Raw genomic sequence first — 20,854 nt, 5'->3', positions numbered from 1 at the left:
ACAGCCTTTGTACACTAACTAATCTAAATTCAGCTTAATAATTGTGAAATAGGCCAAATTCTTGATTAATTTTTATGTTTTGATCGTTTGCCCATTGGTAATATTCTTGATCTTCTAATTGGCTGGCAGCCGCTTTATCAAGTAAAACAATTGCATTTTCATGCATTTGTAAAGCAGATGCAGGGCACATCGCTGAGAGGGGACCTGCTACCATATCTTTAACGGCTTTCGCTTTATTCTCGCCCGTTGCCATTAATAATACGTATCTGGCATCTAATATAGTAGCGATACCCATAGTCATCGCCAATGTTGGTTGAAACTCATCCTTATCAAACAAACGAGAGTTATCAGTTAACGTTTGTTGGGTCAGAGTTTTAATACGCGTGCGAGACGCTAAGCTTGAGGTTGGCTCATTAAAGCCAATATGACCATTTGCACCAATACCTAAAATTTGTAAATCAATGCCACCATATTCTTTAATTTTTTCTTCATACGCTACACCTTGCACTCTAGGGTTTTCTCCTTGTGCACAAGCAGGTAAAAAAGTTTTATCTTTATCGATATCAACATGATCAAATAGATTTTCATTCATGAAGTGACGATAGCTTTGAACGTTATTGGCATCAATACCAAGGTATTCATCAAGGTTAAAGGTTGATGTGTTATTAAAGCTTAATTCACCAGCCTTATGTTTAGTAACTAATTGCTGATAAAGACTAATGGGGGTACTACCTGTGGCTAAACCAAGTACAGGAGATGATTTTTGCTTGATTATTTCTGCTACCCAGTTGGCAGCATTTTCGGCAACTTGTTGCGCATCATCGAAAATAATAACTTGCATGTTTTTTCCTTAGAAAAATTAAACTATTACCCTTATAAAAATACTTTTTATAAGGAACAGAATCATTGTTTATAGAGTTTTCTCTATTGATTAGCCTTTGGCTTATTATTTTTTACAATGACATTTATCTAGGTGCGTTTGCGCACTTTACCATAAATTTTATCTTTAATGGACAAAAAAATTGATTTTTCGTGGCTGTTGAATACTGACAAGGTCGTAATTAGATAACAATCTTACATCTGGTTATACCAGTTGAAGTGTGCGACACTAATTAGCACGATTAGTTTTAAGGTTTATACCATGATGACAAATGACAGAGTTTTATTTCGCGTTGAAGATAGCATCGCCTATGTATCACTAAACCGACCTGATAAACACAATGGTTTAGACGAGTCTATGATTACCCAATTGGTGCAAACGGCTAAGTGTATTAAAAAAAACAAAGCTATTCGTTGTGTTATTTTGCAAGGAGAAGGGGCATCATTTTGTGCTGGGTTAGACTTTAATTATGTTGCTAAACATCCATCTATGATTGTGCGCTTTTTTCTTAAACTTCCTTGGCGAAAAGATAATATGTTTCAGAGAGTTGCGCATGTATGGCGTGATTTACCTATGCCAGTGATCGCGGTTGTACATGGTAATTGTTTTGGTGCAGGCATGCAGATTATTTTAGGTTGTGATTACCGTATTGCCAAACCTGATGCGAATCTTTCTATTCTAGAAATGAAGTGGGGCTTGATCCCCGATATGAGCGGTATGGTGACGTTATCACGACTGACTCGAGTAGATATAGCACAAGAGCTGACAATGACAGGACGATTTTTTTCAGGAAAAGAGGCAGCTGAATTTGGTTTAGTATCTAAAGTCAGCGATACCCCTTTAGCCGCGGCCGAGTCTTTAGCGCAAGATATTATTAAGCAAAGCCCTGATGCAGTTGCAGCGGCTAAATATATTTTTAAGAAAACATGGCGCAAAGATACCCGTGGGGCGTTGCTTTGGGAACGTATTACACAGTTACGTTTATTAGGACGAAAAAACCAGCGTATAGCAATGGAAAACGGCTTAGCTAAAAAAGGACAGATGAAAAAAGAATTTATTGATCGAAGTAGTTTTTAACGAAAATTTAAGTAAATAATTTCGACAATACAGTTATTTGCGTGCATAGTTAAAAGAGTACGGTTTATTATGCATTCAAAAAATGTTTATGCTACTACTGTGGTATAAACATTTGAATGTATCTTTTTCAAGTGAATGTATTGAATGACTAAGCATACGCCAAAAACGACAGAACAATGGATAGAGCTGATTGCAAATACTGAATTGCCAGCCATCACATCTACGGCAAAAATGCTCGATAAATTTTCCAATGACGATAAGTCTTCCTTACCAAAATTAAGTAAAGCTATTTTACATGATCAAGCCTTGTCTTCTTGTTTGTTGAAAGTGGCTAACAATGCTCAGCACATTGGGGTGAATAAGGTCACTACGGTATCGAGAGCAACAGTAGTTTTGGGAATTCAAACCGTTAAAAATGTTTGCTTAACAGCTAAATTGGTGGATAGTTTATTAGCGAGTAAGAGCTTAGATTTTCGTGTTTATGAAAAGCTAATGCAGTTAATGGCGAATTCTTTTTTTGCGGCCATGTTAGCGAAAATGATGGTGCCTAATTACAGTGAAGAAACACAAGAAGAAGTCTACTTAGCCGCTTTATTATACAGTATTGGTGAAACTGCTTTTTGGAGTAGTGGCGGAGACTTTGCTGATAAATTAGCAAATGCTACTGATATGGATAGTCCCGATTTTAATCAATATTGTGAAAAAGAAATAGGCACTAGTTTTAATGCCTTGAGTAAAGGCTTAGCAACAACATGGAATTTAAGTGACTTATTACTCAAAGCATTAGATCAGCCTGAAAGCCGCACTAATGAAGTTAAAATTATATATTTTGCTGATAAGTTAAGTTCGACTATCGCTCATCCTGGCGACAATGAAGATGAGTTTGTGCAGTTACTGGAAAGTATTGCTCAAATAATGAATATTAGCGTGCAGCAGTTAAAAGCTCGTATTACTCATACGAGAGAGCAAGCGATAGAATTATTAAGCTCTTATGGTGCCGAAGTATTGTCTGATTTAATCAAAGTGTTACCTAAAGGTAGTGACTTTGGTGCTAGCAGGCATTTATCTTCGCTTCAACAGATGAGTAAAGAGAAAGCGGTTCTCGCTTCTTTTATGACATTAACCAAGTTAATGAAGTCTAGCCGAGATTTGAATGAATATATTCAAACAGTGTTAATGGATGCAGCAAAGGCATTTGAGTTTGAACGTTGTAGCTTTTTAATGCTTTCAGATGATAAAACTAAGGTGAAATCTCGTTTTGTTTTTAATGCCTTAGGAGAAAAAGATCTCACTAAGTTTGTGATTCATATTCAACAAAGTGAGAATGCCATTGCTCGTGTTTTAGCATCAAAAACTCCCGTGTTAATTAATGATTATACTCATAGGCAATTTAGAGAGTTAATCACTAAAGAGTTAGCAGATTTTATCGATAATGGCGCTATTGTGCTAATTCCTGTTGTGATAGGCAAAAAAGAAATTGGTGTTATTTGTGGCCAGTATTTGCGCAGTAAGAGAGAAATTCCCACCGAAGATTTTCAACAACTGTGCTCGTTGGTTGATCATTTGAACATGTGTTTAACCATGATTATGTTAGGCTAACCTGAGCTCGGCTTAATAAATATTTCTCTAGCAGCTATTTTTCCTTACTTCAGCGTTAAATTTACTTGCAATAGGCCAGCTATTGACGCGAAATTTGCCTTGAATTAAGTAAAATTATCAAGCTAGAGAGTTAATAAATTAATTTTTAAATAACTTTCAATGGGTTAATTATCTCTTAAACCGAGTTAAGGTTAGGTTAATGACTTTTTCAGTGAGTTTCTGGTAGACTCGCTTTTATTTCTGCAAACATATTGCTTAAGACACCCCATGACAGCTTCTTATACCAGTAAATTTACGCTAGATAAACCACACTTTAATGAGTGTTACAGCCAAACTAATACCGTTGAACGCTCAGGGAAAGCCTATTTTAAGTCTATTGTTTTAACTTTGTTTGGTTTATACCTTTTACTTTTCACACAAGTAAACGCTTATGCTGCTTGGTTTGTTATTGGTTTGGGGATTTTAGAAGCCGTTAGTCTTTATTATCATCAACCATGGTGGGTGTTAAGACAAATGCTTTCAAAAGCGTCTAACAGTGAAGTGACGGTTACTATTGATGAGAAAGGCGTATTGAGTGAATCTTACTATCACACTGGCAGAATTTTATGGCAAAACATGACTGATATTAAAGAGTCAGAGTTAGGTTTTACTATATTTTTTGAGATCGATAAACGTAGCAGCAGAAGTTATCTCTCAAAAAGTTGTTTATCGAGCGAAGCACAAAATTACTTGATGCAAAAATTTAATTCTCAATAACGATTATTGAGATTTTTCTATGTCTACTGTCAATCCTATTCGTCTAACTAATCCTCGTTTTCTTATTATTTTCGTGTCGTTATGGTTGCTAATGCTCTATAACACTAGTCAGCCTTTACAAGAGTTATTAGATTATTGGCTGTTTAGTTTTTTAGGCGTTGCAGGGGCAATTTTTGCTAACGCTACCGGCGCAGGTGGCGGCGTTATTTTTATACCTATGTTTGCTAAATTAAACTTTACGGAGCAGCAAGCCATTGCCACAAGCTTTGCTATTCAGTGCTTTGGTATGACAGCAGGTGCGGTTACTTGGTTTCATCATTATCATACTGAGAAAAGGGATTTACGCTTATGGCAAGGCTTTAAACGTATTATTTCGGTAACCACAATTGCGGCTATTGTAGCCATTACTAGCGTTTTCTCATTAAACCTTGCTTCACCAGCATCATTGCATACTAGCTTTAGTTGGTTTTCTTTATTGCTGGGCATTTTTATTATTTTAACGATTTATTTATTAAAGTCTCATCGAGAGCGTAGTCAAATATATCTCTTCGATTATATTGCAATTGTGTTGATCGGTTTTTTTGGTGGTGCGATAACCGCATGGTTAAGCGTAGGCGTTGGTGAATTATTAGTGATATACCTGATCTTACGACGTTTTGATATTAATATGGCTGTAGCGGCAGCGGTTGTTGTTTCAGCAATTACGGTGTGGAGTGCCATTGGGCATGTCAAAGAAGATGTATATTGGCAAGTAGTCGTGTTTGCTGGTCCTGGCGCTGTGCTTGGCGGTATATTTGCTAAAACTTTAGTTACCCATTTGTCAGCAACGCGTCTTAAATTGTTTTTTGCTATTTGGTTGTTAATTACTGGCGGTTTAGGCATCATTTAATTTTTACTTTTATGGACTAGGGAATATTATGAAATTAATTGGCTCAACTACCTCACCTTTTGTAAGACGATTACGGTTATATTTCATTCATCTTAATGTCACGGATTTTGATTTTGTTAATTTGGATATATTTTCAAATGAAGACCGTCAGTTACTCACTGAAAATAATCCTGCACAAAAAGTACCTGCTTTAGTGGATGATGAACAATGTATTTATGATTCGCGCGTTATTTTTCGCTATTTATCAGAAAAGTATCAACAAAAACCTTTATCTTGGCAGCAAGAAAACTTACTGACTTTAATTGATGCAGCAAATGATTCTTTAGTGAGTTTGTTATTACTGGGCCGCTCAGACATTGACACAAGTGAAGATAAACTCTTTTTTAATTTACAGCACGGTCGAGTTAAAAAAGTAATGTCGGTACTTTCAAAATCAATCGATGACGGAGACTTTGAACAATGGCATTATCCAGCTATTTGTTTATTCTGCCTTCTTGATTGGGCAAAATTCCGTAATCTTTATGACTTTAGCCAAGACAAAGCTTTAGTTGACTTTTATCAGCAAGCAAAGATGAAAGAAGGTGTAAGTCAAACAGATCCCCGCTAACTTTATTAATCGACTATTTTTAGCGCATTACAAATTAATACTAAGCATTGACAATAGGTTACAGTTAACTTTGTAACTGTGTTTTACAATTTTCTTATCAAGATACATTTTCACTTGATGTAAGGAGAATTGTTATGAAAAACAGTTTAGTAACTAAGCACAGCGAACAGTCAGTTAATTATTCAACATTAAACAATGCAGCTTCCGGATTTCAAGGTAAGCGCGTTTTATTGATTGAAAATGATCAGGTGTTATCTAATACCCTTCAGCGGCATTTACGCGCAAGTAATTATAACGTTGAGCCTATGCTTCGAGATAAAAACATCGAACAAAGCCTAGTTAATACTAATGCGGATATGGTGATTTTAGATATAGGTTTTAGTGACTTAGCTAGCTTGTCCATTATAGAAAGTATTCGTAAGCACTTTGTTGGCCCGTTAGTTATTCTCACTTCACGTGATAGTGAACAGGAGCAGGTCTCTGCCTTTCAGCTAGGTGTAGATGAATATATGGTTAAGCCTGTTTCAGAGAATATATTTTCTGTCAGAATCGCGGCTTTATTTAAGCGTTATGTGAAACCTAAAGTGATTGATGAAAATAGTCAAATCGTTGCAGGTGATTTAGTTTTATACCCATATTCACACAAATGTAAGCTTGGCAAAGACGCTATTACATTAACTTTGTTTGAATTTAAGCTACTGTCTCTACTGGCTGAAAATGAAGGCAAAATTATGAGTAGAGATTATATTTATCAAACATTACTTGGTCGTGAATATAATGGTAGTGAGAGAACTGTTGATGTAAGAGTATCTCAGCTACGTGACAAGTTAATGATCAAAGCGACGCAAAAAGTTCGTATCGAAACTATTTGGGGACAAGGATATATGCTTAATATAGATGATTAATCGTCAAAATAGATAAGGAATCTCTGGTTGGTGTCACTAAAAAGAGTAAGTGGTACCAACCAAGGCCATATGATTATCGGTTTCTAGTACAGAAGTTGTAGTATCATTTTTTATTGGTGAATGAATAATCCCCCCCGAAAAATGCCAAGTTGAGTTGATTGAATAGCTGCCTATTAACCCGTAGCTGTAATTTAACTCGGTATCATTATTATTAATTAATATCGGTGCTTGATAATAATTAATATCAGTCTCTTTAAATTGTTCAAAGTTTGCAGTTAACGACAAATGAAAAGTATCATATTGATGAAGCGTTACTGCACCTGAGACATAATATTTACGCCAGTTTGAGGTTTGTTGAGGTTGCACTAAGCCTGTTTCAATAGAGACCAGCCCAAGTGTGTACTTTCCTTGAATTTGTGGTTTTTCTTTAAAAGTTAATTCACTATGCTCAAGTGTTGCTGAGGAATCATAAACTGTCGTTAACGGTGTAAGTTGTGAAGGCTTAATGATAAAAGTGTTGGATAAATCTGCATGAGAGGGTTTTATATTGTCTTTTTCAAAAGCATGACCTGTACTTGCATATGAGTAAAGCAATAGAGCTACTGTTGAAAAAAGCAAAACCTTCATAATATTCCCTGTCGTATGTCTTTTGTTTTATTGGAAGAATAAATTTTATAATAAGAGACAACGGTATTTTTTATTGTTTGGTATTTTGTTACATCAAATAGAACAGATAAGCAGCTTTTAAAAGGGCGCAATCTGTATATTAACTATAGTCAAAAAAAAGAAAAAGGAAGTAAAATTACCGATAAAAACAATTAAAATTTTTGATGTAAAACTAAGTGGTTGATTTTGTTATACAGAAGAAAAGTAGAGCGGTAAAACTAGCAATAGTATATACTCGCCACCTTAACCTTTTATAGGAAATCTCATTGTTAACCATTCTTAGACTCATCTTAATGTCTATTGCTTTTGTTATTGTAGCTTTAGTGTCTTGTTTATATTCAATCATACGGCCTTTCCATCGTAATAATGTCTATTTTTCAGCTAAACATTTAGGGAAAATTACAAAAATTTTAGGCTTTGAAGTAGAAGTACGTATACCAGCTTCAGTAAAAAAACTTGGTCCAGTGGTATATGTAGCTAATCATCAGAATAGCTATGATCTTTTTACCATGGCAAATGCAGTGTTGCCAGGCACTGTTAGTATTGGCAAGAAAAGTTTAAAATGGATTCCTATTTTTGGACAAATGTATTGGCTAACAGGTAATATTCTTATTGATAGAAACAATACGAGCAAAGCGCTTGGTACTATTAGTTTAACGGCTAATAAAATTAAAGAAAATAAGTTGTCTGTATGGATTTTTCCAGAAGGAACGCGTAGCCAAGGGCGGGGGTTGTTGCCGTTTAAAACAGGTGCTTTTCGCACTGCTGCACAGGCCAATGTGCCAATTGTTCCAATTTGTAGTAGTAGTACGAATCAAACAATTGATTTATCTCGTTGGCGTAGTGGTAAAGTGATTATCGAATTTTTAGAGCCAGTGTCTGTTGAAGATGAAAGTAGAGACGGAATTAGAGATATTACCAATAAGACCCATGCGTTAATGCAAGCAAAAATTAACCAATTAGATAGTGAACTGGCAAGTAAAGAAGGTAACTAACATATGAACGATGAATTACAGCATTGGTTTGAACACACTGAAATATTGGTAACAGAGTTACTCGAAGATGGCAGCAATGAAGAGGTATATCATACTATTGAACATCACTTTGCCAGTGAAAATTTTGAGTTGTTAGAAAAAGCAGCTATTGCCGCTTTTAAGCTTGGCCTTGAAGTAGAAGAGCCAGAAGAAGCTGAGCTTGAAAACGGTAATAAAATCTTTGCTTTTGATATCGTGACTGAACAAGTACTCAATATTAAAAATTTGCAGGCTGAAACAAAAGAAATGTTCGAGTTGGCAAAACAATGTCAAGTGGAGTATGATGGTTGGGGAACTTACTTCGAAGAATAGATAGTATGATTAACGTTATTTGACGCGCTTAGCTAAGTTTACCTGTACAATTTTCTAAGGATTTTACCCATGGAATGGCTAACTAATTTTTTCACAGAAGAACCCTTTTCTATAGCAATACCAATCGTTTTCATTGTTGCTATTTTTGTCTATGCTGCTCGACGTGCTCATCGTAAGCACCTTGAGCGAATTAAAGAAATAGACGAAACATATAACCCTAAAGCTACTTTTAATCGTAAATATTAATTATTTTTGCATTCTCATATTTGCATTAACATAAGGCTCAGAGTAACTGAACCCTGTGTTAGCTGTAATCCCTGTGTAGTTCAGCGCTTATTTAAATACTATTATATTTTACCCGTCGAATCTCGAGAGACAAGTTGTGGCACATACTGAGCTGTTTCATTATGAGTTTTTTGCTTACGGATCTGGCTGATTAATAAGCTAGCTGCATTTTTGGCAATCTCTTTGTTCGGCTGATCTGCTGTTGTTAATTTTGGCCAAGTCTGGCGAGAGAAAGGACTGTTTTCGAAACCAGCAATTGACAATTGTTCAGGAATCTTGAAATTCATTAAGCGAGCCGCAAATAATGCACCTGCCGCAATTTCATCGTTACATGAGAAAATAGCACTTGGGCGATTTGCTTCTATATTGTCTACCGACATTAATTTTTGAGCACCTTCAACACCAGACTCAAACGAGTATTCACCCTCAATTAATAAGTGCTTATTAAATTCAATATTGTTCGCCTTTAATGCTCTTCTATATCCTTTGTAACGCTCAATGGTTGACATATGTTCAGCATCACCAGCAATAAAAGCGATTTTATGATGGCCTAAATCAATTAAGTGTTGTGTGATAGTTTGTGCGGCATCCCTATCGTTTACCATGACACAAGGGCTTAACTCATCAGGCGCTTCATCACCAGACATAATACGAACCACTTTGATATCTATATCGGTAATTCGTTTGACAAATTCAGGATCCTCTGAAAAAGGTGGCGTCAGAACCAGGCCAGCAACACGGGCTTGTTTAACAGTGTTAATTATATCTTCAATGATATTTTCTTGTTGTGAATTACACGGGTTAATTAACAGTTCAAAGCCTTGCTGGCGACAAGCCGACAAAATACCTTCTTGCATATCAATAACATAATAGGCATTCGGGTTATCATAAACATAAGCTATGGTGTATGACTTTGTGCCAGCTAGGTTTCGAGCAGCTAAGTTAGGCTGATAATTAAGCTCTTTTACTGCCGCTTGAACTTTATCACGGGTAATTTGACGAACAGAGGGCTCGTTGTTCATTACACGTGAAACTGTTTTTATTGAAACACCGGAAAGTTTGGCGACATCATTAATGGTTGCTTTCATCTATATTTCTTAGCCTTTAAATTCTTGTTGTCATCTAGCTAATAGTTAATCTGCACTAGGGTAGTGCTTCTTGCGCTTTGCAGCAATAATTAATAGTTAAATTTATCTTTTTCACCGGTTTTTACCGATACGAAAGTAAAAAAGCAACCTAATTAAAATTGACAGCGCTGTCATTTTCTAATAGGGTAACATAACTTTTATTATTTTCATAATATAGTCATCAAGTTCTGTTATGATTTGAGATTATGAATTGATTTCTTTACTTGCCTGAATAATAGGAAAACTTATGTCAGCGTCAGCGCGTCAAAACTTAGCAAGCTGGAAAAAATTACAACAACTTGCCTTAGATAAAAAATCTCAGCACATGAATACCTTGTTTGCACAAGATAACCATCGATTTGAAAAATTCTCCATCGAACTGCCAAACATGTTGCTTGATTACTCAAAAAACTTAATTGATAGTGAAACCCTTGATAGCCTCTTAGCTTTAGCAGAAGAAACTGAAGTTTGTAATTGGCGAAATAAAATGTTTTCAGGTGAAAAAATTAATAAGACTGAAGACAGAGCCGTATTACATACAGCGTTACGCCGACATAGTCATGAGCCTTTAATGATAGATGGCGAGAATGTAACTGATCATGTGCAAAATCAATTGGCTAAAATGGAAGGTTTTGTCAATAAAGTACGTCAAGGGCATTGGTTAGGTTATTCAGGAAAGCGCATTACTGATATTGTTAATATCGGTGTCGGTGGGTCTAATCTAGGGCCTCAAATGGTGACTGAAGCATTAAAACATTACAGCGATGGTAGTGTTAATGTGCATTATGTGTCGAACGTGGATGGTGCTCAAATTGTTGAAGTTTTACGTCCATTAAGCCCAGAAAAAACACTATTTATTGTTTCAAGTAAAACCTTCACTACGACAGAAACCATGACCAATGCTCGCACAGCAATTAATTGGTTAACAAGCGCTTCTTTTGATGAAAAATCGGTAGCTAAGCATTTTGTTGCCGTAACAGCCAATAAAGAAAATGCCATGGGTTTTGGTATTGATGCTGAAAATATTTTTGATATGTGGGACTGGGTTGGCGGCCGTTTTTCATTATGGTCAGCCATAGGGCTAGCCATCGCATTAGATTTAGGTTTTGATAAATTTAAAGAACTGCTTGATGGCGCTAACTATATGGATCGCCACTTTATCGATACGCCATTAAAAGATAATGTGCCTGTCATTATGGCATTATTAAGCGTGTGGAATACCACCTTCTTAGGCGCTCAATCACAAGCTATTCTTCCTTATGATCAAACTTTACATATGCTTACTGCGTATTTACAGCAAGCAGAAATGGAAAGTAATGGTAAGTCGGTGAGTTGGGATGGCACAGAAGTTGAGTATCCAACTGTACCTTCCATTTGGGGAGAGCTAGGCATAAATGGTCAACATGCTTTTTATCAATATTTACATCAAAGTAATAACGTTGTTCCTGCTGACTTTATTGGCTCTGTTGAAAGTGTGACCCCGGTAAAAGGGCATCATGAAACATTGATGGCTAACTTTTTTGCACAAACTCAAGCGTTAATGGCTGGCGTTGATGAAAAACAAGTTAGAGCTGATTTAAAAGCAAAAGGGCGTAGTCAAGACTACATTGATAAAGTTGCGCCTCATAAAGTGCATAAAGGGAATAGGCCAACCAATACAATTTTGCTAAAACGCATTGATCCTAAAACTTTAGGCAGTTTAATTGCTGCATATGAGCATAAAATATTTGTACAAGGTATTATTTTGCAAATATGCTCGTTTGACCAATGGGGTGTTGAGCTAGGTAAAGGTTTAGCTGCAGAAATACAAAATGAGCTTGAAAATAATACTGTTTCTTCACAGCATGATTGCTCAACAGCTAGCTTGATGGCATTTTATCAAAAGTCCAAAAAGTAACTCATTGTTGTGATTGTTTTTACAATCATTATTTAATGATTTTTTACAGGTGTTTTGCAAGAGCAGCGCCTGTATGCGAATTTCGAATTTTTGTTAAGAAAAGCACCTTTGTATTTCACTAACCAGTTAGCATATTGTCAGTTAAAGCTAATTGCTTAGTGAAAAACAATACACTTTATCGTAAAAAACAGTAAAAACATTTGATTTACGTCATCAAACGTTAAAAATAAAACTTTAATAAAATCATACTCTTCATAAGAAAATCCTTTTAATATGTAATTTTTTGTTAAATTCCTCTGGCAAAATTAACAAATAAGCGGTATGGTTTTACTTACTTATGACAGCGTTGTCATTAAATATGACAGCGCTGTCTTGAGGCGAAATATAATATTACTAATGTATTCAATTACATTTTCAAAAAAAACAAACGTGTGTAAGGGAAAGTCGATGTCATCAAAAACATTTAAAAAAGGCGCATTAGCGAGCTCGATCGCTTTTATCCTAGCCGGTGGTGCTGCACCTCTAGCTATGGCTGCCGAAGAAACAGCAGATCAAGAAATTGAAAGAATTCAGGTTACTGGCCTTCGTGGCAGTCTAAAAGCAAACGTTAACGCAAAACGCTTTTCAGATAGCGTTGTTGATGTTATTAGCTCAGAAGACATCGGTAAATTCCCTGATAAAAACGTTGCAGAATCATTAGCACGTATCCCAGGTGTTACTATTCAACGTCAATTTGGTGAAGGTTCGTCAGTATCAATTCGTGGTGCTGGTGCAGAATTCACAAAAACAACACTTAATGGTCAAAATGTTGCTTCTACTGGTTGGTTTGTACTTGAACCAGCAAAACGTAGTTTCAACTATGAATTATTACCTTCTGAAATTGTAGGTGATTTAGAAGTTTATAAATCATCACAAGCCGATATCGTTGAAGGTGGTGTTGGTGGTACTGTTATTGTAAATACACGTACACCATTACAGTTAGATGCAAATACTGCTTATGCATCAATTGAAGCGCAATATGCTGATGATTCAGAATCAGTTGATCCACAATTTTCTGGTATGTATAGCTGGAAAAATAGCGATGAAAACTTTGGTGTGATGGTTTCTGCTGTTATGCAAGAACGTCAATTACAACGTCAAGGTAACGAAGCATTCTGGGAATGGGGTGCAGGCCCTGTTGCTTTTGAACAAGATCGTAAACGTTCAGCATTAACGGCTGCCATTGAGTGGGCGCCAACAGATAACTTATCTTTCGTATTAAATGCGATGGATATGAAAATGGAAGCGAACAACACTAACTATGCATTATGGTTAACGCAAGGTGATCATTCTTGGTCAGGTAACACGCCTGAAGAATGTTTAGGTGGCGATTGTGCTGATCCTCGTGGTGTGGCTGTTAAAGGTCAATTAGCAACAGGTTATTATCAAGCGCGTCCTCGTGAAGCAACCATGAACTCTGACGTTTTAGATTTAAAAACGACTTATGAAGGTGATTCTTTCACATTAGAAGTACAACTTGGTCAAACTACATCTACAGGTGGTACAGACTTTGAGATGGTTGTTGATGATGGTGTAAACACGCCAATCGTAGGTGGTACTTACGACTTTACTAACGGCAAACAAACTTGGGGCTTACCAAATGGTATTGGTGGTCAGTCAATGGCTGATTATGATCCAGGTTCATTAGTTATGGGTACAGGTTCGGCATTCAATAAAACACCAAAAACAGATGAAGAAACTTACTTCCAAGCTGACTTTACTTATCAGTTAGATGGCGACTTTATTTCTAGTGTTAAAACTGGTGTTCGTTACGGCGACCACAATACGACTTCTCGTCAGTTCTTCTTAGATCAAGTTGATGGTTTTGATAACCGTATTTCAACAGCAGGTTTAAGAACAGGAACTGTTGATGTAGGTGATGGTAATTATCAAATTTCACGCTTTGATCCTAATGCAATTAAAGATTGGGCAAAAGCAAGTATTGTTGGTGAAACTGAAGAGTTAGGCTCTTACAGTGAAATTGATGAAACTAATACAGCTGTTTACGTAATGGCAAATTACAATACAGGTGATTTACGTGGTAACTTTGGTGTGCGTTATGTTATGACTGATGCTACGTCGACTTATTACGAAAGTGGCGCTAAAAAAACTACAGATGGTGATTACTCTGAAATATTACCAAGTGTTAACTTAGCATACAATTTAAGTGAAGATGTTATTCTTCGTGCTGCTGCAGCGCGTACAATGGCTCGTCCTCAATACAATGATATGTATGTTAACCCAAGTGCTGTTGGTGCTAACGATGATTTACACGATAATCAATACTGGATTGTTGGTAATGTAGGCTTAGAACCATTCCTTGCTGATCAATTTGAAGTAGGTGTTGAGTGGTACTTCAACCCAAGTTCATTACTTTCTGCAACTGTGTTCATGAAAAATGTATCTAACTTCATTAGCATTAATGAATATCACGCTACTTCTGATGAAATTGACTTTGGTGGAACTATGAGACCAGATGAAGAAGCATGGGGTTGGACAGTTCAAGAGAAAGAAAATGCTAAAGACGGTGAAGTGCGTGGTTTAGAGCTTCAATATCAACAAGATTTTGATAACGGCTTTGGTTTAATGGCTAACTACACTTACACTGATACTAATACGGACGATGATACTTTCACTGATCAAAATCCATTCTTAAGTGATAGTTCAGATCATGTAGTGAATGCATCTGCTTTCTATGAAAATGATGACTTCTCAGTACGTGTATCTTATAACTACCGTAGCGAATACATGCTTCGTGAAGAAGGTGCATACGGCAACCGTTTACATGATGGTTTTGGCTCATTTGACTTAGGTGCGGTTTACCACATCAATGATAATATCGATGTTAAACTTGATGTTGTTAACTTAACAGGTGAATCATCAGAGCAGTTTGGTAACAATGCTTTCCAAACTAATGCAAGTGGTTTTGCTGATGGCTTCCCACTGTATGCTTATGAAATGGCTACACGTGTGAACGCTGGTGTAAGCATCAGATTCTAAGCAAGAGCTTAGCTTATAAAACTGTAAAAAGGGGAGTTTAACTCCCCTTTTTTTATCGATATAAAAAGTAAATTACCAGTTGAAAAGATAGTTTTTCTCAGTAACACTCAACGGTAAATATTGCCAATTGACTTCTAGGAACCCTCATGACTTCAGCGATAAATATATTAAGCTTTGAAAACCATAAAGACATTAAAATAAATCAATCTAATAACCACCTTCATGCCAAAGGGCAACAAGTTGTGCCACTGGTTGTGCATGAATTCTCAAAAGCCAGCGGGGAAATGCCAATTCTGTTTGTGAAAAATGCACAAACAGGTGAATTTCAAAGTGTTGCACTTTTAGGTTTAACTACTGATGAAAACTTGTTTTATAGTGAAGATAAGTGGTTATCTAACTATTTACCGGCATTAATCACCCATCATCCATTTGCTTTGGTGCCAAGCCAAAATGACGAAACTAAATTACAGGTTGCAATCAAAGAAGACAGTCATGTTGTTTCTACTGATGAAGGTGAGTCATTATTTGATGAACAGGGTAATGAAACCGACTATATGCAACAGCGTAAAAATGCGCTAGGTCGTTATTTTGAAAACAGTCAAACAACGCGTTCATTTATTGAGTTTCTAGTTGAAAAATCATTATTAAGCTTACAAAACTTGACGATGAAATTAAACGGCGAAGAGATTGCCATCAATGGGGTTTATCTTGTTGATGAAAAAGTGTTGAATGAATTACCAGATGAAGCTTTTTTAGAGCTACGTCAACGAGGTTACCTAGGACCAATCTATCATCATTTAAGTTCATTACATCAGTTAACACGTTTAGCTCAACTAAAAAGTGAAGCGTAAAAACCTTTAAGTTTAGGAGAGAGGAATGAGTAACGAACAAGTTAAATCAATCGCCATTGTTGGTGGCGGTTCATCAGGCTGGATGACAGCGTTATATTTAAATAGGCTTTATAACCAAAGTAAACAGGTGGTTGAAGTAACCCTGATTGAGTCCCCTAATATTCCTACGGTTGGCGTTGGTGAAGCGACAGTGCATAGCATTCGCAGTTATTTTGCCGCGATGGGGCTTGATGAAAGAGAGTTGTTACAAGAAACCAATGCGACGCTTAAAACAGGCATTATGTTTCGTAATTGGATGAAGCCAAACCAAGATGGCTCTACCCATGAGTATTTTCATTCCTTCGAGCAACAAAATATTGCCCGTTCTCTAGATATTTCTTCTGCCTGGATACTTGATAAAGGCTATGAGCGCCAAAGATACGATGAAGCAATTTCGATTTCCTCTCATTTAATTAAAGAAGGTTTATCACCTAAAAATGCAAACTCACGCTCTTATGAAGGCGTGGTGCCTTATGGTTATCATTTAGATGCTATTAAAATGGCTGCCTTTATGGCCAAAAAAGGTGTTGCTGCAGGCATCAAGCATGTTAAAGCTATTGTTGAGAGTGTTGATGTTGAAGGTGAAAATATTGTTTCAGTCAATACCGAGCAAGGCAGCTTTTCTGCTGATTTGTTTATTGACTGTACTGGTTTTAAAGGGCTGTTAATTAACCAAATTAAAGAAAGAGCGCAAAACTGGCAATCGTTTGAAGATGCGTTGCCATGTAATAAAGCCGTTGCAGTACAAATTGCTTACGACGAAACACAAGAGCCTAAACCGTATACTGAAGCAACGGCTTTGACTAATGGGTGGGTATGGCAAATAGATTTAGTTAATCGTCGTGGTACTGGCTATGTTTATGACGGTAACCGTTTAACAAAAGAAGCCGCAGAAGCTGAATTGCTTGAGTATTTAAATCAAGGCTCAGAAACACCAAAAGAGGTGCTTCGTACTGTGCACCTAGATATGAACATTGGCTGTTTAAAAGAGTTTTGGGTAGGGAATTGTGTGGCTATTGGGTTATCTGGCGGTTTTATTGAGCCGCTAGAGTCTACCGGGTTACATTTGATTAATGCTAGTGCTCGTTTATTAGGGACACACCTAACTAGCAAAAACACTCATCAAGCCGTACGTGATTCTTACAATAAAATTATGAATGGCACATATCAGGATTTGAAGCAGTTTATTGTTTTACATTATTGCATTACCGATAGAGATGATACTGAGTTTTGGCGAGAGGTTGGAAAAACAGCGCAATATTGCCAAGGGTTAGAAGAAAAGTTAGCGACTTGGAAACATAAAACCTGTGAATATATGGATATTGCAGGTGGTTATATCACCATGTTTTCTGATGAAAATTATCGCGCTGTGCTATATGGCATGAACTATTTTCCACAGCTGCACTTAACGGCAAATACTGATGACTCTGAGAAAATGTTCTCTGAATTTGATCGACGAGTGAATCAAGTTAATCAATTAGTGATGCCACATAAAGACTATTTATATAATTTACATAAATAGTTTTAAAGTATTGTAGTGTGTTGAGAGGTCATTCATATGTCACATGCAAGTGAGATTAAAAAAATTGTTATTGTCGGCGGTGGTACGGCTGGCTGGTTAGCGGCAAATCATCTTGCTAAAAATCTGATCACCTCTAAAGCTGATAGTATTGAAGTCACTTTAGTGGAATCAGCGAATATTCCTACCATAGGGGTTGGAGAAGGAACTGTGCCTATGATGAGACAGTCATTGCAACACTTAGGGATTAGTGAAACAGAATTTATTCGTGACTGTGACGCAACTTTTAAGCAAGGGATTAAATTTGTCGATTGGACCCATAACCCAGTTGCTGGCAAACCGCATTATTATCACCATGTATTTGACTATCCTCAAACTAGCAATATTGATTTAACAGCATACTGGCTAAAAAATATTAGGCAGTCTGGAAAAAGTTATGTTGATACCTTATCTATTCAAGGACAAATTTGTGATTCAGGGTTGGCGCCTAAACTGATTACCACGCCTGAATTTCAAGGGGCTGCCTCTTATGGCTATCACTTAGATGCGACTAAGTTTTCTGCGGTATTAACTAAAAATGCGGTGAATAAATTAGGGGTTAAACATATTCAAGCGCAAGTTACTGAGGTGCTACAAAATCAGCAGGGCGAGATAAAATCAATTATCACGGCTGAGCAAGGTGAAATATCAGCAGATTTCTTTGTTGATTGCACCGGCTTTAAATCTCTCTTATTAGGGGAAAAGCTGGAAGTACCTTTTGTTGATAAAAGTGACACACTGTTTGTTGATCACGCCGTCGCTATTCAAGTGCCTTATGAAGATCCAACTCAAGATATTCCTTGTCATACTATTTCAACGGCATTACAAACGGGGTGGGTTTGGGATATTGGTTTAAAAGCACGTCGAGGTATTGGTCATGTGTACTCATCATCACATGTATCACATGAGCAGGCTGAACAAGAGCTTAGGGATTATATTGGCCCAATGGCCGAAGGTGTTGATAGTCGTTTAATTCCAATGAAAATAGGTTATCGAGAAAAGTTTTGGCATAAAAACTGTGTAGCACTTGGCTTATCTCAAGGCTTTGTTGAGCCACTAGAAGCAACAGGTTTATTAGTGTTTGATGCCACTGCAAAAATGTTAGCGGAGCAATTCCCGAGCAGTAAAGTTGATATGCCATTAATTGCAGAACAATTTAATCAGCGTGTCAGAACAAGTTGGGATAATGTTATTGATTTTGTTAAAGCCCATTATTGTTTGTCAAAAAGAGATGATAGCCAATTTTGGCTGGATAATCGTGCAAGTGAAAGTATTCCCGAGTCTTTAAAAGAGCGCTTAGCACGGTGGAAGTATCAACCCCCCAGTGCTTATGACTTTAACAGTAAATTTGATATTTTTAATTTAGAAAATTATCAATACATTCTCTATGGTATGGATTTTACTACCGATTTAACGTGTTTTGAAAAGCGTTTATCTCAAGATGAACAGGCTGAGCAAGTATTTGCTAGTATTAAACAACACACAGATATGGCGCTAAATAAGTTACCTAAACATCGAGAGTTGATTGATAAAATTTATCAATATGGCCTACAAACACGCTAGGAAAACGACCTGCGATATTAAGGCACGTTGTTGTCTTTTATTTCCAAAGCATCAATTATTTAAACAGTTAAACCAGCGCTGATCATCTGCTCAGCGTAAGGTTTTAATTGACGCTGATATTTATGCCAAGCGTTTAAAGAATTGTTAAATAGCGGTTTTCTTACTTGGGCATTGCTTAATGTGTGAATAGTTCTGTTATTTTGATGGAACGCTAAACAGGCATCTTGCCAAGGTAAATTTAAAAAACTGAGTAACTCACGTGTTGTTTTTTCTTGCTCACTAATTAATGCTTGGTAGTTTAGTGTGAAAATCTTATGGGGTAACAACTTTTGCCAATGTTTCATGAGCTTATCTTGTGCAATGATCATCGAAGTAAGCTCGTCTAGATCATAACTATACCTATTGCCTTGCTCTAAAATTTGTTTGTAGGCACCCAGTAATAAATCCATTGGTGGTCGGTTGCAATATACTATTTTAGCGTTAGGCAGCGATAAATGAATTAAGCCAATTGCCTTATAATTTAGCGGCATTTTATCGGTTAAATACTTAGTTGTTTGTAAATGCTTGGTTAGTGTTAAGTATTCTTGACCAATGGTTCGCCAATGCTTAATGGATAGCTCGTTGGCCCAATAAGGAAAAGCTTGCTTTGGTTTTACCTTTTGCAATACTTGCTGGGTTGCTTTTGCTAATTCAAAAAGCTCGTCACCGGCAGCTACTTGGCTATGGCTTGAGATAATCTGTTCTACCAAGGTGGTACCTGAGCGGGGGAGGCCACAAATAAAAATAGCATTATTACTATCTTCATCAGTTTCATAGTTATCTACAGTTTGATTAGCTGTTTGTATGCCTTCGTTGGCGTTATCAAAAAAATCTTTGCCAAAAGTTTTGATAATATTGTCATGCTCATTCAGTTCAGCTTGGTGGTTATAATTGAATTGGCTTCTTTGTTTCTTAGCGCCTAACGCTAGATAATTAAATGCTTTGTCATAATCTTTAGTTGCGTCGAAATGCTTAAATAACGCATAAGCAGCGTAGATCTTCATTCTTTCACTGTGCGATTTTTCTTCTAATATGGTGACCAACTTAGCAAGGTAACTGTCCTTAAGTTGCGGCGTAATGTCACTGCGATGCCAGTAAGGTAGAGTGAAATCGGGTGCTTGATTGATGCACTCTTCAAACTCAGTTATGGCCTTTCCAAAGTCTCCTTGCTCTTTGTACATGATTGCTAAGTCGTTGCGCCATTCGACCTGCTTAGGCGATAACCTAACGGCATTTTCTAACGCTGAAATAGCTAAACTTGCCTTGCGTTGAAAACGATAAGCTTTCGACAGTGTTTGGTAACTAAGTGCATGCTCACTATGATGAGACAATGCTTTTTTTGATATAGACTCTAATAACTTATAGTCTTGTTGAAAACTTAATACTTTGTAAATTGGCTCATATGCAGGTAAGAAATCGGGCTGTTGGGTAATTATCTGTAGGCCGTAATCAAGAGCGGTATCTGCATCTTGTTTATGAATGGCTTGATGTAACTTTTCTAATGCCAAGTTAGTGTCTATGATTAATGGCACATTGTCGCTCTTAGTGCGTAAAGTGATTGTTTTTTGCATAAGAAGCTCTTTTATTTAGCAATTTCTTTATCGTATTGTTTAGTAAAATAACACAGTGAATAATTATTTTCTGTACTAGGGTATTTAATTTTGACAGCGCTGTCAAAATTGTGGATAGTAGAGACTAGAACGCTTTTATATTTATATTTTTTAATCCTTG

Annotated in this window: 18 protein-coding genes; 14 read left to right on the top strand and 4 right to left on the bottom strand. The window is 36.7% G+C overall.

Going from position 1 to position 20,854, the window contains the following annotated elements; all coding sequences use genetic code 11:
- Positions 1–34 precede the first annotated feature (34 nt).
- Entirely contained in the window at positions 35–841 is an 807-nt protein-coding gene (gene nagB, locus AC27GZ_RS00705) for a glucosamine-6-phosphate deaminase (protein WP_487092954.1), read from the bottom strand.
- Between the two features lie 300 nt (positions 842–1,141).
- Between nagB and AC27GZ_RS00700 the strand changes: the two genes are divergently transcribed.
- From AC27GZ_RS00700 to AC27GZ_RS00675, 6 genes are all read left to right on the top strand, one after another.
- Positions 1,142–1,957, top strand: a complete 816-nt coding sequence (locus AC27GZ_RS00700) for a crotonase/enoyl-CoA hydratase family protein (RefSeq protein WP_487092953.1) — start codon at positions 1,142–1,144, stop codon at positions 1,955–1,957.
- A 144-nt stretch (positions 1,958–2,101) separates the two neighbouring features.
- Positions 2,102–3,556: an HDOD domain-containing protein gene (locus AC27GZ_RS00695; RefSeq protein ID WP_487092952.1), complete on the top strand. Its 1,455-nt coding sequence runs from the start codon at positions 2,102–2,104 to the stop codon at positions 3,554–3,556.
- A 267-nt stretch (positions 3,557–3,823) separates the two neighbouring features.
- Positions 3,824–4,312, top strand: coding sequence for a YcxB family protein (locus AC27GZ_RS00690; RefSeq protein ID WP_487092951.1), 489 nt, complete (start codon positions 3,824–3,826; stop codon positions 4,310–4,312).
- A 19-nt stretch (positions 4,313–4,331) separates the two neighbouring features.
- Positions 4,332–5,201 carry a sulfite exporter TauE/SafE family protein gene (locus AC27GZ_RS00685; protein ID WP_487092950.1) on the top strand — a complete coding sequence of 290 codons (870 nt, stop codon included), beginning with the start codon at positions 4,332–4,334 and terminating at the stop codon, positions 5,199–5,201.
- A 28-nt stretch (positions 5,202–5,229) separates the two neighbouring features.
- Positions 5,230–5,808 carry a glutathione S-transferase family protein gene (locus AC27GZ_RS00680; RefSeq protein WP_487092949.1) on the top strand — a complete coding sequence of 193 codons (579 nt, stop codon included), beginning with the start codon at positions 5,230–5,232 and terminating at the stop codon, positions 5,806–5,808.
- 134 nt (positions 5,809–5,942) lie between these two features.
- Positions 5,943–6,713, top strand: coding sequence for a response regulator transcription factor (locus AC27GZ_RS00675; RefSeq protein WP_487092948.1), 771 nt, complete (start codon positions 5,943–5,945; stop codon positions 6,711–6,713).
- 36 nt (positions 6,714–6,749) lie between these two features.
- On the opposite strand, the gene AC27GZ_RS00670 is transcribed toward AC27GZ_RS00675, so the two are convergent.
- Positions 6,750–7,340: a hypothetical protein gene (locus tag AC27GZ_RS00670; protein ID WP_487092947.1), complete on the bottom strand. Its 591-nt coding sequence runs from the start codon at positions 7,338–7,340 to the stop codon at positions 6,750–6,752.
- A 305-nt stretch (positions 7,341–7,645) separates the two neighbouring features.
- On the opposite strand from AC27GZ_RS00670, the gene AC27GZ_RS00665 reads away from it, so the two are divergent.
- The 3 genes from AC27GZ_RS00665 (at position 7,646) to AC27GZ_RS00655 (ending at position 8,971) form a co-directional block, all read left to right on the top strand.
- The gene (locus AC27GZ_RS00665; protein ID WP_487092946.1) at positions 7,646–8,374 is read left to right on the top strand and encodes a 1-acylglycerol-3-phosphate O-acyltransferase; all 729 of its coding nucleotides are present in this window, start codon (positions 7,646–7,648) and stop codon (positions 8,372–8,374) included.
- A gap of 3 nt (positions 8,375–8,377) precedes the next feature.
- Positions 8,378–8,725 (top strand): ribonuclease E inhibitor RraB, encoded by a 348-nt coding sequence (gene rraB, locus AC27GZ_RS00660; RefSeq protein WP_487092945.1) that lies wholly within the window; start codon positions 8,378–8,380, stop codon positions 8,723–8,725.
- Positions 8,726–8,794: 69 nt separating this feature from the next.
- Positions 8,795–8,971 (top strand): hypothetical protein, encoded by a 177-nt coding sequence (locus tag AC27GZ_RS00655; protein WP_487092944.1) that lies wholly within the window; start codon positions 8,795–8,797, stop codon positions 8,969–8,971.
- Between the two features lie 101 nt (positions 8,972–9,072).
- On the opposite strand, the gene AC27GZ_RS00650 is transcribed toward AC27GZ_RS00655, so the two are convergent.
- Positions 9,073–10,098 (bottom strand): LacI family DNA-binding transcriptional regulator, encoded by a 1,026-nt coding sequence (locus AC27GZ_RS00650; RefSeq protein WP_487092943.1) that lies wholly within the window; start codon positions 10,096–10,098, stop codon positions 9,073–9,075.
- A 286-nt stretch (positions 10,099–10,384) separates the two neighbouring features.
- Here AC27GZ_RS00650 and pgi point away from each other — a divergent pair, with 286 nt between their 5' ends.
- The 5 genes from pgi (at position 10,385) to AC27GZ_RS00625 (ending at position 19,084) form a co-directional block, all read left to right on the top strand.
- Positions 10,385–12,034, top strand: coding sequence for a glucose-6-phosphate isomerase (gene pgi / locus AC27GZ_RS00645; RefSeq protein WP_487092942.1), 1,650 nt, complete (start codon positions 10,385–10,387; stop codon positions 12,032–12,034).
- Between the two features lie 447 nt (positions 12,035–12,481).
- Positions 12,482–15,073, top strand: coding sequence for a TonB-dependent receptor (locus AC27GZ_RS00640; RefSeq protein WP_487092941.1), 2,592 nt, complete (start codon positions 12,482–12,484; stop codon positions 15,071–15,073).
- Between the two features lie 146 nt (positions 15,074–15,219).
- On the top strand, positions 15,220–15,924 hold the full coding sequence (locus AC27GZ_RS00635) for a SapC family protein (protein WP_487092940.1): 705 nt from the start codon (positions 15,220–15,222) through the stop codon (positions 15,922–15,924).
- A 25-nt stretch (positions 15,925–15,949) separates the two neighbouring features.
- Positions 15,950–17,485 carry a tryptophan halogenase family protein gene (locus AC27GZ_RS00630; protein WP_487092939.1) on the top strand — a complete coding sequence of 512 codons (1,536 nt, stop codon included), beginning with the start codon at positions 15,950–15,952 and terminating at the stop codon, positions 17,483–17,485.
- A gap of 36 nt (positions 17,486–17,521) precedes the next feature.
- A complete protein-coding gene (locus tag AC27GZ_RS00625) occupies positions 17,522–19,084 on the top strand; it encodes a tryptophan halogenase family protein (RefSeq protein ID WP_487092938.1) in 1,563 nt (520 codons plus the stop codon).
- Positions 19,085–19,143: 59 nt separating this feature from the next.
- Here the strand turns inward: AC27GZ_RS00625 and AC27GZ_RS00620 are convergent, their stop codons facing one another.
- Complete coding sequence (locus AC27GZ_RS00620; protein ID WP_487092937.1) at positions 19,144–20,694, bottom strand: tetratricopeptide repeat-containing sulfotransferase family protein; 1,551 nt, start codon at positions 20,692–20,694, stop codon at positions 19,144–19,146.
- Between the last annotated feature and the right edge of the window lie 160 nt (positions 20,695–20,854).

The sequence above is a fragment of the Colwellia sp. SU-HH00943 genome (assembly GCF_057546125.1).
This window is presented reverse-complemented; position numbering and strand designations above follow the sequence as displayed.

Bases quoted from the DNA above. Each gene is read 5' to 3' on its own strand.
- AC27GZ_RS00635 (WP_487092940.1), top strand. From the start codon at position 15,220: ATGACTTCAGCGATAAATATATTAAGCTTTGAAAACCATAAAGACATT.
- AC27GZ_RS00640 (WP_487092941.1), top strand. From the start codon at position 12,482: ATGTCATCAAAAACATTTAAAAAAGGCGCATTAGCGAGCTCGATCGCT.
- AC27GZ_RS00655 (WP_487092944.1), top strand. From the start codon at position 8,795: ATGGAATGGCTAACTAATTTTTTCACAGAAGAACCCTTTTCTATAGCA.
- nagB (WP_487092954.1), bottom strand. From the start codon at position 841: ATGCAAGTTATTATTTTCGATGATGCGCAACAAGTTGCCGAAAATGCT.
- AC27GZ_RS00620 (WP_487092937.1), bottom strand. From the start codon at position 20,694: ATGCAAAAAACAATCACTTTACGCACTAAGAGCGACAATGTGCCATTA.
- AC27GZ_RS00675 (WP_487092948.1), top strand. From the start codon at position 5,943: ATGAAAAACAGTTTAGTAACTAAGCACAGCGAACAGTCAGTTAATTAT.
- AC27GZ_RS00630 (WP_487092939.1), top strand. From the start codon at position 15,950: ATGAGTAACGAACAAGTTAAATCAATCGCCATTGTTGGTGGCGGTTCA.
- AC27GZ_RS00685 (WP_487092950.1), top strand. From the start codon at position 4,332: ATGTCTACTGTCAATCCTATTCGTCTAACTAATCCTCGTTTTCTTATT.
- AC27GZ_RS00650 (WP_487092943.1), bottom strand. From the start codon at position 10,098: ATGAAAGCAACCATTAATGATGTCGCCAAACTTTCCGGTGTTTCAATA.
- AC27GZ_RS00625 (WP_487092938.1), top strand. From the start codon at position 17,522: ATGTCACATGCAAGTGAGATTAAAAAAATTGTTATTGTCGGCGGTGGT.
- pgi (WP_487092942.1), top strand. From the start codon at position 10,385: ATGTCAGCGTCAGCGCGTCAAAACTTAGCAAGCTGGAAAAAATTACAA.
- AC27GZ_RS00680 (WP_487092949.1), top strand. From the start codon at position 5,230: ATGAAATTAATTGGCTCAACTACCTCACCTTTTGTAAGACGATTACGG.
- AC27GZ_RS00695 (WP_487092952.1), top strand. From the start codon at position 2,102: ATGACTAAGCATACGCCAAAAACGACAGAACAATGGATAGAGCTGATT.
- AC27GZ_RS00690 (WP_487092951.1), top strand. From the start codon at position 3,824: ATGACAGCTTCTTATACCAGTAAATTTACGCTAGATAAACCACACTTT.
- AC27GZ_RS00670 (WP_487092947.1), bottom strand. From the start codon at position 7,340: ATGAAGGTTTTGCTTTTTTCAACAGTAGCTCTATTGCTTTACTCATAT.
- rraB (WP_487092945.1), top strand. From the start codon at position 8,378: ATGAACGATGAATTACAGCATTGGTTTGAACACACTGAAATATTGGTA.
- AC27GZ_RS00700 (WP_487092953.1), top strand. From the start codon at position 1,142: ATGATGACAAATGACAGAGTTTTATTTCGCGTTGAAGATAGCATCGCC.